Genomic DNA, 13,181 nt, shown 5'->3' with positions numbered 1-13,181 from the left:
CAGTAGGCCCAAGTTTGGGCGGATTCCTCAACAAACGTCAAGGGTTTGATCAAATAATTCAACGGGCAAAACCGTGCATGACTTAAGGTCAAGGCAGGGAATTATTACGGGTTTTACGCTTGTGCCAGATCAAAGAACCGCTTGGCGTGCATAAAGGCCTGACGCTTCAGCTCCGCCTGTGCGCGGGCCTCGTCGTCGGGGCCCCACTGTTCTTCCTGCCATAACTCGTCCAGTCGCGACATCACCCACAGTGTCTCGATGTCCCGCCAGTCACGGGTGGCGGCAAGGCCAAGGATGAGCGATCCCGAAAGGCTCACCAAATCGTGAAAGGCGGCCAGTTCGAATGCCGTCATTTTGTGCACGCGGTCCGAAAGCCGCTGCAACGCGTCCGCCGGCTGGGCCCGGTGGATGACCCCGGCATGAACGTTCAGCACCACATCCAGTTCGGTTTTGGCCCAGTCCAGCGCCGGGTTCCATTGATCGGCCTGACGCTGCACCAGTTCCGCAGGCATTTCAGCGCGATAGCACAACAGGTCGCTGTCGCCATAGGCCGCCAACATGTCGGCCACTTCGCCGTGCTGGTGGCGCACCTTGTCGATCGCCGCATTGGCCGAGCGGGTGAACGGCATCGTCAGCGGATTGACTGTGCCCTGCTGTGCGTCCCATTCCTGCGCCACGGCTTGGGCCATCTCGTGCGTCGGCAGAGCCAGAACGGCCTTGGCCGGTGTCTTCACCTGCCGCCCGTCCAGTTGCACGCCAAACCCGTCCTCTGTCGGATTTACAGCTACCTCTTTCCAGAACCGACGCTGTTTCCATTCGCTCATTCAGACACCTTCCAGATTTCATCAAGCACGGGACGAATCGCGCCAAAGTCATCGGTCATATAGTGTGCATGGGGCGCCAGTGCATCCCGCGAGTGATACCCCCACTCCACCCCGATGCCATGAACGCCCGCCGCACGGGCCATTTCCATGTCAAATGTCGTATCCCCGATCATGGCCGTATCACTGGCGTCACAGCCGGTTTCGGCCATGGCCGTCAAGATCATCGACGGGTGCGGTTTGGACGGGTGATCGTCCGCCACCTGGCGCGTGACAAAGAATCGGGCCAGATCGTGCCCTTCGATCAGGGCATCCAGACCACGGCGCGATTTGCCCGTTGCAACACCCATGACCAGATCATCAAACCCGTTCAGATGTTCCAGAAGCGCCAAGGCCCCGGGAAACAAGGGCGACCCTGCGGCCGCGCCTTCGGCCAAACGGCGGGCCTGATAGGCATCCTTATAGGCCTGCACCAGTTGCGCGCGGCGCGGTTCGGGCTGATCCGGCGCCAGCCGCAACATCGCATGGTCCAGCGACAGACCGACAATCGACAGGATCGCCGCACGTGCCGGCACCGTCAGGCCCAGCGCCCCGAAAGCATCGGTCATCGCGGCAACAATGGCGCCCTGGCTGTCAACCAGCGTGCCATCCACATCAAACAGGATCAGACGCAAAGGGGTGGTCATTCTTCCTCGGCAAACGGATCCTCGGGCACATCCGATGTGTCCCACTGGAACGTGTCCCAGGTGTGTTTCATATGCTCGGGAAGCGGCGCGGTCAGGTGCAGACGCGCGCGGGTGACCGGATGTTCGACCGTGAGCGACCGGGCATGCAGGTGCAGCTTGCGGGAAATATCCCCGCCCAGATGCGCGCCCCAGCCATCGCCCAGATTATCCTGGGACGAGCCACCGTATTTGCCATCGCCCACGATCGGGTGACCAAGTTCGGCCATATGCGCGCGCAACTGGTGTGTCCGCCCGGTGATGGGGTTGAGCGCGACCCAGGCGGCACGTTTGGCGGCCGCTTCGATCACGACATATTCCGTCACCGCGCGTTTTGCCCCGGGCGTGTCGTCGATGTCGCGCGGGTGCACGTTCAGCATCTTTTCACCCTCGCCGCCCGCGCCGTGGCCGGGGGCCTTGACCAGACCCGTCTTGATCGTGCCCGCCTTTGGGTGGGGCACACCGGCGACGACGGCCCAGTAAATCTTGCGGGTTTCTCGGTGGCGGAAATTGGCGGTCAGCGCGGCGGCCACCGCGCGGGTGCGCGCCAGCAGCAGAACGCCCGATGTATCCTTGTCCAGCCGGTGCACCAGCCGCGGTTTTTCATCGAGATCGAAACACAGCGCCTCGGCCAGTCCATCGACATGGCGGGTCTGGCCGCTGCCGCCCTGCACGGCAAGGCCGGGGGGTTTGTTCAGCGCCAACAGGTGATCGTCGCGGTAGATCACGCAGGACCGGATCATCTTGGCATCCGCCTCGGACACGCGGGTGCGGATAGGGGCCGGTTTTGCGTCACTGTCGGGCAAAGGCGGGATGCGCACCTGCTGCCCGGCTTCGATCCGGGTCGATGCCTTGACGCGGCCGCCATCGACGCGAATTTCGCCCTTGCGGCACATCTTTTCGACGCGGCCCTGGCTGATGTGCGGGTACATGCGGCGCAGCCAGCGGTCGATCCGCTGATCACCGTCATCCTCTGCCACGGTCAGGATTTGAACGCCGCTCATGCGAACACACCGCGAGTGACGATCATACCCAAGGCAAGGGCCGCAACCGAGACACCGACCGAGATCACGACATAAATGGCCGCCTGCGTTGTGTCGCCGCGTTCAAACAGGGTCATGGTTTCGAGCGAAAACGAGGAAAACGTCGTGAACCCGCCAAGAATGCCGGTCATGATGAGAGGGCTCAGATGGGTCAGACCGCGATGGGCCGCCGCCACCACAAAGACCCCCATCAGGAACGAGCCAAGCACATTCACCGTAATGATCGCGATCGGGAATTCCTGCGGCCCGAAAAGCCGCATCACACCGACACCGGTCAGATAGCGCATCGATGCACCGATTGCGCCGCCAAGCGCCACGAGAGACAGAGTTGAAATCATACGCTGTCTGTCGCGCGCGCTGTCCGTGATGTCAAGCCGAGCCGCCTGCCGCGGCATTGCCGACCAAGGCGCTCAGCCCGGCCAGAAACCGATGGACCCGCGCAGGGATTGGCCCGTCCTCGAACAAGGCGAGAGTGGCCGCAGTCCAGTCCGCTTCGGGCATAAGGGCCGACAGCAGAACCTCATGCTCAGCGCGCTGCGCCGCATCAAGGGGCAGCTTGCCCGCCGCCAGCACAAGTTCAAGCAGGCGATGCACCTGGCGCAGGGCGCGAAAGGCGTCGATGATCTGGCGGTTCGTCTCTTTTGAGTCGCGCCAGGATTTTCCGGCGAATACGGTTTGGGAAATGCGTTGTCCCGCCCCCAGACAATCGTATCTCAGGCACCCGGCGAAGCCTTTGGCCACACGCTGATCATGGATGGCACAGCCATAGTCGCCCGTCAGATGGCGGCAGGGCTGACCGGCGGGCTTGTCATAGGCGAACATGTCGGACGCATCAAAAGCAAAGGCCATGCAGCACAGGCCCAGACAGTTGTGACAATCGCCGCGAAAGTCAGGAATCCGCATCCGCCCCCCCGCTGTTGCTGACACCGGCGCGCATCTACGACGCTGACCCGTCGCGCGCCCGTTTTTCCCGCAGGTTGGCGAACCAATCGAGCCGCTTCTTCAATTCGCGCTCCGCCCCGCGTTCGACCGGGGCATAAAGGACCGGGCGCTTCACATCGTCAGGGAAATAATTCTGCCCGGAAAACCCGTCCTCTGCATCGTGATCATAGGCATAGCCGGCGCCATATCCCTGTTCCTTCATCATCGAGGTCGGCGCATTCAGGATATGTTTGGGCGGCGGGGCGCTGCCGGTTTGCGTGGCCAGCGCCATCGCTTGTTTGTAGGCGACATAGGCGGCATTCGATTTCGGCGCGAGCGCCAGGTGGACAACCGCCTGTGCCAGCGCCAGTTCGCCCTCAGGGCTGCCCAGGCGCTCATAGGTTTCCCAGGCATGCAGGCACAGGGTCTGCGCCTGCGGATCGGCCAACCCGATGTCTTCGACAGCCATGCGGGTGATGCGGCGCGCGAGGTAACGCGGGTCTTCGCCGCCTTTTAGCATCCGTGCCAGCCAGTAAAGGGCCGCGTCCGGATCGGATCCGCGCACTGATTTGTGCAGGGCCGAGATCAGGTTGTAATGCTCTTCGCCCGATTTGTCGTATTTCGTGGCCCGGCGCATCAGACGCGTGGCCAGCGCATCGGTATCCAGCGGTTTGTCGGTTTTCCAGGCGCTCACCTGTTCGATCAGGTTCAACAACGCGCGCCCGTCGCCGTCCGCCATTTCATGCAGCACATCGCGCGCCGCCCCGGTCAGCGGCAGGGCACGGCCCAACTCCTTTTCAGCGCGTTGGGTCAACAGTTCCAGATCGGTCAGCGATAACCGCTCCAGCACCAGAACCTGTGCCCGGCTCAGCAGCGCGGCGTTCAGTTCGAAAGACGGGTTTTCCGTGGTCGCCCCGACCAACAGGATCGTCCCGTCCTCCATATGCGGCAGGAACCCATCCTGTTGCGCCTTGTTGAACCGGTGGATTTCATCGACGAACAACAGCGTGCCCTGCCCGTTCTGCCGGCGCATCCGCGCCGCCTCGAATACCTTTTTGAGGTCCGGAACACCGGTAAAAATCGCGCTGATCTGCACGAAATGCAGATCGCTTTCATCCGCGAGAAGACGTGCGATCGTGGTCTTGCCCACGCCCGGCGGCCCCCAAAGGATCAAACTGCTCAGGCTGCCCGAGGCCAGCATCGCCCCCAATGGCGCGTCTGGACCCAGAACATGGCCCTGCCCGATGACCTGATCCAGCGAGGCAGGCCGCAGCCGGTCGGCCAATGGCCTGTTGCGGGCGGGTTCGGCCGGTTCTGCGGTATCAAACAGGTCCGCCATCCGGTCACATCCGAAACTGCAGGGCGATCCGGCGCCCCTTGCGGATCAGTTCGATCCGCACCCGGCGGCCCGGATTGGTCAGCGCATCGCGCACATCGCCGGTACGTTCCATAACGCGCCCGTTGATCGCGACGATTTCGTCAAGCGGTTGCAGACCGGCGCGCGCGCCCAATGATCCGGCGTCGGTCACCAGAACACCGCGCAGACGCAGCGGCAGACCATATCGCGCGATGATGGCCGGGTTTGCCCGCGCCACCCTGAGACCGGGCAGCGCCGTGGTCTGATCCAGCGTGATTTCCTCTGCGGGCGGGTCATCGGGCGCGGCGATCATGGCAACGTCGACAATGCTTTCCTCGTCGTCATGGACCCGGGTGATCCGTGCGGTGTTACCAATGCCGGTGATCGTCATGCGGAATACCATCTCAGAGGGGGAATTCACCGGCTCGCTGCCCACATGGGTGATCACATCGCCCACACTGAACCCGACTGCCGCAAAGGGGCTATCGGGATGCAGGTCTGATATGACGATCCCTTCGGGAACGCTCAGCCCCAGCGAGGCCGCCAGATCGCTGTCGACCGGCTGGCCCGCCATGCCGGCCCAGGGCCGTTCGAACATTTCATTTCCCGCGCGGGCCTGTTTCACGAACTCGGCCACCAGATTGCTGGGAATCGCAAACCCAATCCCGTTGGACCCGCCCGATCGGCTGAGAATCGACGTGTTGATGCCGATCAGCTTGCCATTCACGTCGATTAACGCACCGCCCGAATTGCCCGGGTTGATGGGCGCGTCGGTCTGTACGAAATACCCCCGCGCGTTCCCGGTCGCGACCCCGGAGCGCGCCAGACCCGAGACAATGCCGCTGCTGACGGTCTGGCCGACCCCAAAGGGGTTGCCAATTGCCAGCACCAGTTCGCCCACTTCGACCCGGTCGGAATCGCGCAGCGGCAAAAACGGCAAGTTCTCCGCGTCGTCCATGCGCAGGATAGCAAGATCGCTTTCCTGATCGGCAAGAATGACGCTGGCTGAATATTCGCGCCGGTCGGCCATGACCACGCGAATGTCCGTGGCCATGCCGACGACGTGGTAATTGGACACGACGATTCCGTCCGCAGACAGAATCACACCGGAGCCCAGCGAATTCTGCACCCGCTTACGCGGCGTACCGAAGCCGCGAAAAAAATCTTCGAAAAAGGGATCCCCAGCAAAGGGGTTGGATTGGGTTTCCACCACCCGGCGCGCGTAAATGTTGACAACCGCCGGTGCTGCCATCTTGACCAAGGGGGCGAAACCCAGCGAAATTTCGGCGCGTGTTTGTGGGACGCGCGTTTCGGCGAGGGCAGGCAGAGCCAGACAAACAGTCAGTGCGATCACAAGCTGGCGGAACATGTCGTCTCCTTCTACGTTGGTCCGGATATGCGCGCGCCACCGCGCGAATGCAAGACAACCGTCATATTGCGCCAGATCATGGTCGGGCATTCCTTGATCTGGTCAAGTGGCTGCAACGGTTTTCTAATTAGGAGAGGAAAATGGCGAAACTGAAGAACGGAACCTGGATCGTCGTCGCGGACAGTGAAAAGGCGCTGCTGATGCGCAACGTCACGGACGACGAGGACCCGCATTTTGAAATCATCGGGCGTGAGGATCAGACCCCCGCCAACGAACCGGCCGACCAGCCGGGGCGCAATGCGGATACGGCTCCGGGCGCAAAATCGGCGATGCAGGGGACCGATTGGCACGCACTTGCGCGCGACGGGTTCGCCAAGGATCTGTCGGATCTGCTCTATTCGCATGCGCACAAGGGCGCCTTTGATAACCTTGTTATTGCCGCCGCGCCGCAATTGCTGGGCGCGCTGCGTCTCGAATTGCACAGCGAAGTCGAAAAGAGGATCATCGCGGAAATTCCCAAGACCCTGACCAACCACCCGGTGCGTCAGCTCGAGGCATTGATCAAAGCCGAACTCGACGGCCAGTAACCGCAACGAAAAAGGCGCTGCCCGATCTGGGCAGCGCCTTTGAATTCTGATCGCCTGGGCCGGACTTATTCGTCGGCTGCGGCCTCTTCTGCGGCAACGCGGGCCTTGTCGGCCGCGCCTTTGGCGTCGCGGTCACGATCAACGAATTCGATGATCGCCATCGGTGCCATGTCGCCATAGCGGAAACCAGCCTTGAGAACGCGCACATAACCGCCCTGGCGGTCCTTGTAGCGCGGGCCCAGAACGTCGAACAGTTTGCTGACGTACTGGTCTTCTTTCAGCTTTGCCGCGGCCTGACGGCGGGCGTGCAGGTCGCCGCGTTTCGCCAGCGTGATCATCTTTTCGATGATCGGGCGCAGTTCTTTTGCCTTGGGCAGAGTTGTCTTGATCTGCTCATGTTCGATGAGCGAGCCTGCCATGTTCGAGAACAGAGCCTTGCGGTGCTCATGTGTCCGGTTCAGGCGGCGGTATCCACGTGCGTGACGCATTTTCTAGTATCCTTCTACAGGTTTATACTTTGTCTGGAGACCGATGCGGGTCAGTCCCTCTCCTTGGGGCGGTATTGCCCATTATGTCCCCGGCAGGCCCGGGCATTGTGAGGAGGGCTGACGCCCTCCCCGGATTCTCAGAACGAGTCTTCGAACTTCTTCGCCAGATCCTCGATGTTATCGGGCGGCCAGTCCTCGACGTCCATACCCAGATGCAGGCCCATGCCCGACAGCACTTCCTTGATCTCGTTCAGGGACTTGCGGCCAAAGTTCGGCGTGCGCAGCATCTCGGCTTCGGTTTTCTGAATCAGATCGCCGATGTAAACGATGTTGTCGTTCTTGAGGCAGTTTGCCGAACGTACCGACAGTTCCAGCTCGTCCACTTTCTTGAGCAGAAGCGGGTTGAACTCCAGACCGTCGTCTTCGTCCGGACGGCCAGCGGCCTCGGGCTCGTCGAAGTTGACGAAGATCGACAGCTGGTCCTGCAGGATACGCGCGGCAAAGGCCACCGCGTCATCCGGGCTCAGCGAACCGTCTGTTTCAATCTTCATGGTCAGCTTGTCATAGTCCAGAACCTGACCTTCGCGGGTCGGCTGCACATCATAACTGACTTTCTTGACCGGCGAAAAGATCGCATCGATCGGGATCAGGCCGATGGGCGCGTCTTCCGGCTTGTTCTTTTCTGCGGCGACATAGCCCTTGCCGGTGTCGACGGTCAGTTCCATGAACAGATCGGCGCCATCGTCGAGGTGGCAGACGACGTGGTCACGGTTCAGAACCTCGATACCGGCGCTTTCGCTGATGTCACCGGCGGTGACAACGGCCGGGCCCTTGGCATTGATCGACAGGCGCTTGGGGCCTTCGACTTCCATGCGCAGGCTGACGCCCTTGAGGTTCAGGATGATGTCGGTGACGTCTTCACGCACACCGGCAACCGACGAAAATTCATGCAGAACGTTGTCGATCTGAACCGACGTGATCGCTGCACCCTGCAGCGAGCTCATCAGGATGCGGCGCAGGGCGTTGCCCAGCGTCAGACCGAAACCGCGCTCAAGTGGTTCGGCCACGACGGTCGCCTGACGTGCGGGGTCATTGCCCGGCTTCACGTCAAGCTGAGTCGGCTTGATCAGTTCTGCCCAATTCTTATGGATCATGCGGTCCCTCCATTCCTGTCTGCGCCCCATGTCCAGAAAGGTGCAGACGCCCGAGGTTTAAAATGACGTACTGGGGCCGTGCGAAATTGCACAACCCCAGCTTGGTAATCTGTACTTAGACGCGGCGACGCTTCGGCGGGCGGCAGCCATTGTGCGCCATCGGGGTCACGTCGCGGATCGAAGTGATGTTGAACCCGACAGCCGCCAAAGCGCGCAGGGCGCTTTCGCGACCCGAACCGGGGCCCTGCACTTCGACTTCCAGCGTTTTCACGCCGTGATCCTGCGCCTTGCGGCCGGCATCTTCGGCAGCCATCTGGGCGGCATAAGGTGTCGATTTACGCGACCCTTTGAAACCCATTGTACCAGCCGACGACCACGAGATCGCGTTGCCCTGAACGTCCGAGATCAGGATCTTGGTGTTGTTGAACGAGCTGTTCACATGCGCCACACCTGCGGCGATGTTCTTGCGCTCTTTTTTCTTTGTGCGTGTCTTATCGCGTGCCATTGATCAGACCCCCCTTATTTCTTCTTACCGGCAATGGCCTTTGCGGGGCCTTTGCGAGTACGAGCGTTGGTGTGGGTCCGCTGTCCACGGACAGGCAGGTTACGACGATGGCGCAGACCGCGGTAGCAGCCCAGATCCATCAGACGCTTGATGTTCATCTGCGTTTCACGACGCAGGTCACCTTCGACGTTATAGTTGGCGTCGATGTGTTCGCGGATTTGCAGAACTTCGCTGTCGCTCAGTTCGTTCACTCGGCGGGACTGATCAATGCCTACGGCATCGCAGATGGCCTTGGCCGATGTGTTGCCAATTCCGGTAATATAAGTCAGGGCGATTGGAACCCGCTTGGCAGTCGGGATATTTACGCCGGCAATACGTGCCACGTGTCACTTTCCTTTTCGTTGCGGTTCCGTAGTCCCGGAACCTTTTTTCACAACGCCTGACCTTGGCAGTGCCGCCAGCGGGCCACGCATTTTGAGGTGATCTCTGCACGCACCCGGACCCGGACACGCACAATTTGATTCTCTTGCGAGATGGTGGTCGATATTGGGTTTTGCGTTACCCGTCAAGGCCCGCCAGACTATTTGTCAAGCACCTCGGCAATTGCCGTTTGAACGTCGGCGATCTCGCCCAATCCGTTGACCTTGGTCAGCTGACCCTTGGCATAGTAATAGCCAATCAGCGGCGAGGTCTTTTTGTAGTATTCCATCAGCCGCGTGCGCAGGCTTTCTTCGTTGTCATCGGCTCGGCGTTTGAAGTCGGACGCGCCGCAATTGGAGCACTTGCCATCGGCGGGCTGTGGTTTGGTGATGTCGTTGTAGACCTCACCGCAATTGCCACAGGTGGACCGGGCGGTAATGCGGCTGACCAGCGCGTCATCATCGACTTCCATTTCGATCACGGCATCCAGCGTCTGGCCGGTTGCCTCAAGCAGGTCCCCCAATGCGTCGGCCTGGGCCAGCGTGCGCGGGAACCCGTCAAAGATGAACCCGGTGCCCTTGCCGCTTTCCAACTGTTCGCGGATCAGACCGATGACGATCTCATCCGTGACCAATTCACCGCGGGCCATGACGTCTGCGACGCGCTTGCCCATTTCGGTGCCGCTGTCCTTGGCGGCGCGCAGCATGTCGCCTGTGCTCAGCTGCACCATGCCGCGTGTTTCGACCAGATGACGGGCCTGCGTGCCCTTACCGGCCCCGGGAGGCCCAAGAAGAATGATGTTCATCGACGTGCCGGGCCCCGTTTGCCCCGTTTTTTGCTGCCTTTGCCGCGCAGTTGCGACTTTTCGATCAGGCCTTCGTACTGATGCGCCAACAGATGGCTCTGGACCTGCTGGATCGTGTCCATGGTCACGGACACAACAATCAGAACAGATGTCCCGCCAAAGTAGAACGGAATGGCGAACTGGCCGCGCACGATTTCCGGCAGCAGACAGATCAGCGCCAGATAGGCCGACCCCAGAGCCAGCACGCGGTTGACGACGTATTCCAGATACTCGGCCGTTTTCTTGCCTGGGCGGATGCCAGGCACAAAGCCGTTCTGGTTTTTCAGGTTGTCGGCCACGTCATCGGGTTTGAACGCCACGTTGAACGTATAGAAATACGAGAAGAACACGATCATCGACGCGAAGAACAACAGGTACAGCGGCTGTCCGGGGCCAAAGTTGGCCAGCAGCCACGACATGATCGGGCCCGATGCCGCGTTGGCCGAGAAGGCCGAGATCGTCACCGGCAGCAGCAGCAGCGAACTGGCGAAGATCGCCGGGATAACGCCCGCCGGGTTCACCTTGACCGGCAGGTGAGACGAGCCGCCGTCATACACCTTCATGCCCACCTGACGGCGCGGATACTGGATGTGTATCTTTCGAAGTGCGCGCTCCATGAACACCACGAAGGTGATCGCCGATATCACCATGATGATCACACCGACGATCACCGCCGGGCTGATGGCCCCGCTGCGGCCCGAGGCAAAAAATTGTGCGATAGCGGCGGGCACTTCGGCGATGATGCCGACAAAGATGATCAGCGAGATACCGTTGCCGATCCCGCGCGAGGTGATCTGTTCGCCCAGCCACATCAGGAACATGGTGCCGCCAACCAGCGTGATCATGCAGGACAGGCGGAAATACAGCCCGGCCTCGGTCACCAGATCGCCGGATTCAAGCGACACCGCGATGCCATAGGCCTGTGCGGTGGCCAGCGCCACGGTGCCATAGCGCGTGTACTGGTTGATCTTCTTGCGGCCCTGTTCGCCCTCTTTCTTCAACTGTTCCAGCGAAGGAACCATCGAGGTCAGCAACTGAATGATGATCGACGCCGAAATATACGGCATGATCCCCAGAGCAAAGATGCCCATCCGGCCCAGCGCGCCACCGGTAAACATGGACACCATGCCCCCGATGCCCTGCCCGGCCTGCTCCATGAATTCGCGCAAGGCCAAACCATCGATCCCCGGAACCGGAACGAACGTGCCCAGACGGTACACGATCAAAAGGCCAAGGGTGAACAGGATGCGGTTGCGCAGATCGGTGGCTTTGCCCAGGGCGGCCCAGCTTGTGTTCGCCGCCATTTGTTCTGCTGCTGATACCATGAAAACGGTCTCTTTTGTGAAAACGCCGCCCTGAACCGTCTTCCGGCTCGGGCGGCGCTAAGGAAAACTCAGGTCTATGTAAGCGGCCATTGGACCGCTCACAACCCGTTTAGTCGGCTTTCGCCTCGTTTGTGACCTTCAGCGAGCCGCCAGCCTTTTCGACCGCGTCCACGGCCGATTTCGAAGCGCCTGTCACTTCCAGGTCGACCTTGGCGGAAAAATCGCCCTTGGCCAGAACGCGGATACCGTCCAGCTTGCGACGCACCAGACCGCTGTCGATCAGCGCATCCTCGGTGATGGCCTTCTTGGCGTCCAGTTTCTTGGCGTCGATGAATTTCTGGATCAGGCCCAGGTTCACAACGGCAAATGCCTTGCGGTTCGGCTTGTTAAAGCCACGCTTGGGCAGACGCTGGTAGAGCGGCATCTGGCCGCCTTCGTAGCCGTTGATGGCCACACCCGAACGGGATTTCTGACCCTTGATACCCCGGCCGGCCGTTTTACCCATGCCCGAGCCCGGACCACGGGCAACGCGCTTGCGTTTCTTGGTTGCGCCAGGATTGTCACGCAGTTCATTCAGTTTCATTGTCGCTTCTCCTTTGCCGGATGCGGCCCCCAGCGACGGGAGCGGCCGAACACGGCGTTTCTTGATTGATTCTGGATCCACGAGGGACCACCGGGGGCGTATAGGCCAGGATCGTGGTTGGATCAAGCGTAATCCCATGGGAACGGGCCTTGCGAACGACTGCGACAAGGGTACCCATTTGCTCACCTTGTAACTGTTCTCAATTCAACTCTAGACTTGTGCCCGCTAGTCCCTTGGAGCGCGTTATGGCCGATACAGTTCCCATTCCACTTCTAATTCCAGATAATGTCAGAAACCCTGATGCTAATCTGTACGACGCGTCATCTGGGCTTGGGCTATTTTTGTCGGGGCTTGAACAGAACGGAATCGGCTGGCACGAAATGCCCGATGATTTTCGTGAAGTTGGCACACTGAACACAGCGTGCGGTGGGTTGCGCTCAAACGGGTCACGGACCAGCCTGCGCAATTTGGTCGCCTTGGAAGGTTTGGAATTCACTGTCGCGTTTCTAAAAGCCGCGGATGCGGGTGCTGAGCGGCTGAATTGGAATTTCCGGGCAGCGAACCCATTCAAGGCCGAGTTGGAGTGGCTATCTCTGGTCGGCAAACATGCTCTGCAACTTTTGGAAGAAGACGATAACCCATTACATTTACTGGCCGGTGTCGGCCACGCATTTTTTGCTGACCTGAAACTTACCGACTACCAATGCGAAACGATCAAGGAACATATGAATGTCGACCTAAGGGAAATTTTCGATAGATCCGCCGCCAACGGCAAATTTCATCACGACAATCACAATGCCCGTATTTTTTCTTTTGTAATGACGCATCCAACGCTCGAATTGGTTCCATTGGGACAGGCCGAAAACGTTTGGGACACATGGGACAAACGGGTTGCCGAAGTAGCGGACTTGATTAGAAAGCAACGACCGCGGTCAAATCGGATGTCCTTTCCCCGATGGCCGAGAAAACCAGACAAATTTCATTGACCCAAGACAGAAAAACGCCCCCGGTTTCCCGAGGGCGTCTCTAGTTCCGGTCAGGC

Annotated in this window: 16 protein-coding genes; 2 read left to right on the top strand and 14 right to left on the bottom strand. The window is 60.3% G+C overall.

The window, feature by feature from the left end; translation table 11 throughout:
* Positions 1-113: 113 nt before the first annotated feature.
* Genes ACXYMO_RS08645 through ACXYMO_RS08615 form a run of 7 tightly spaced genes read right to left on the bottom strand, consistent with a single transcriptional unit; the run spans position 114 to position 6,233 of the window.
* The gene (locus tag ACXYMO_RS08645; protein WP_458878293.1) at positions 114-824 is read right to left on the bottom strand and encodes an ATP12 family chaperone protein; all 711 of its coding nucleotides are present in this window, start codon (positions 822-824) and stop codon (positions 114-116) included.
* Positions 821-1,507: an HAD-IA family hydrolase gene (locus ACXYMO_RS08640; protein WP_458878292.1), complete on the bottom strand. Its 687-nt coding sequence runs from the start codon at positions 1,505-1,507 to the stop codon at positions 821-823. Before ACXYMO_RS08640 ends, ACXYMO_RS08645 begins: the two co-directional genes overlap by 4 nt.
* On the bottom strand, positions 1,504-2,547 hold the full coding sequence (locus tag ACXYMO_RS08635; protein ID WP_458878291.1) for an RluA family pseudouridine synthase: 1,044 nt from the start codon (positions 2,545-2,547) through the stop codon (positions 1,504-1,506). Before ACXYMO_RS08635 ends, ACXYMO_RS08640 begins: the two co-directional genes overlap by 4 nt.
* Complete coding sequence (gene crcB / locus ACXYMO_RS08630) at positions 2,544-2,924, bottom strand: fluoride efflux transporter CrcB (RefSeq protein WP_458878290.1); 381 nt, start codon at positions 2,922-2,924, stop codon at positions 2,544-2,546. Before crcB ends, ACXYMO_RS08635 begins: the two co-directional genes overlap by 4 nt.
* A 31-nt stretch (positions 2,925-2,955) precedes the next feature.
* On the bottom strand, positions 2,956-3,489 hold the full coding sequence (locus tag ACXYMO_RS08625; protein WP_458878289.1) for a hypothetical protein: 534 nt from the start codon (positions 3,487-3,489) through the stop codon (positions 2,956-2,958).
* 34 nt (positions 3,490-3,523) lie between these two features.
* A complete protein-coding gene (locus ACXYMO_RS08620; protein WP_458878288.1) occupies positions 3,524-4,846 on the bottom strand; it encodes a replication-associated recombination protein A in 1,323 nt (440 codons plus the stop codon).
* 4 nt (positions 4,847-4,850) lie between these two features.
* On the bottom strand, positions 4,851-6,233 hold the full coding sequence (locus tag ACXYMO_RS08615) for a trypsin-like peptidase domain-containing protein (RefSeq protein ID WP_458878287.1): 1,383 nt from the start codon (positions 6,231-6,233) through the stop codon (positions 4,851-4,853).
* Between the two features lie 140 nt (positions 6,234-6,373).
* Here ACXYMO_RS08615 and ACXYMO_RS08610 point away from each other — a divergent pair, with 140 nt between their 5' ends.
* Positions 6,374-6,820, top strand: coding sequence for a host attachment family protein (locus ACXYMO_RS08610; protein ID WP_458878286.1), 447 nt, complete (start codon positions 6,374-6,376; stop codon positions 6,818-6,820).
* Between the two features lie 65 nt (positions 6,821-6,885).
* Here the strand turns inward: ACXYMO_RS08610 and rplQ are convergent, their stop codons facing one another.
* From rplQ to rplO, 7 genes are all read right to left on the bottom strand, one after another.
* Positions 6,886-7,308, bottom strand: coding sequence for a 50S ribosomal protein L17 (gene rplQ / locus ACXYMO_RS08605; RefSeq protein ID WP_458878285.1), 423 nt, complete (start codon positions 7,306-7,308; stop codon positions 6,886-6,888).
* Positions 7,309-7,445: 137 nt separating this feature from the next.
* On the bottom strand, positions 7,446-8,462 hold the full coding sequence (locus ACXYMO_RS08600) for a DNA-directed RNA polymerase subunit alpha (protein ID WP_458878284.1): 1,017 nt from the start codon (positions 8,460-8,462) through the stop codon (positions 7,446-7,448).
* Positions 8,463-8,577: 115 nt separating this feature from the next.
* Positions 8,578-8,967: a 30S ribosomal protein S11 gene (gene rpsK, locus ACXYMO_RS08595; RefSeq protein WP_458878283.1), complete on the bottom strand. Its 390-nt coding sequence runs from the start codon at positions 8,965-8,967 to the stop codon at positions 8,578-8,580.
* Between the two features lie 14 nt (positions 8,968-8,981).
* Positions 8,982-9,350 (bottom strand): 30S ribosomal protein S13, encoded by a 369-nt coding sequence (rpsM, locus tag ACXYMO_RS08590; RefSeq protein ID WP_458878282.1) that lies wholly within the window; start codon positions 9,348-9,350, stop codon positions 8,982-8,984.
* 197 nt (positions 9,351-9,547) lie between these two features.
* Positions 9,548-10,192: an adenylate kinase gene (locus tag ACXYMO_RS08585; protein WP_458878281.1), complete on the bottom strand. Its 645-nt coding sequence runs from the start codon at positions 10,190-10,192 to the stop codon at positions 9,548-9,550.
* Complete coding sequence (secY, locus tag ACXYMO_RS08580; protein ID WP_458878280.1) at positions 10,189-11,556, bottom strand: preprotein translocase subunit SecY; 1,368 nt, start codon at positions 11,554-11,556, stop codon at positions 10,189-10,191. Before secY ends, ACXYMO_RS08585 begins: the two co-directional genes overlap by 4 nt.
* 109 nt (positions 11,557-11,665) lie before the next feature.
* The gene (rplO, locus tag ACXYMO_RS08575; RefSeq protein ID WP_458878279.1) at positions 11,666-12,139 is read right to left on the bottom strand and encodes a 50S ribosomal protein L15; all 474 of its coding nucleotides are present in this window, start codon (positions 12,137-12,139) and stop codon (positions 11,666-11,668) included.
* Between the two features lie 245 nt (positions 12,140-12,384).
* Here rplO and ACXYMO_RS08570 point away from each other — a divergent pair, with 245 nt between their 5' ends.
* A complete protein-coding gene (locus tag ACXYMO_RS08570) occupies positions 12,385-13,125 on the top strand; it encodes a hypothetical protein (protein WP_458878278.1) in 741 nt (246 codons plus the stop codon).
* Positions 13,126-13,181: the final 56 nt, after the last annotated feature.

This window comes from Arenibacterium sp. CAU 1754 (genome assembly GCF_054482635.1).
Note: the sequence above shows the minus strand (reverse complement) of the source record. Positions and strands in the feature narration are given on the sequence as shown.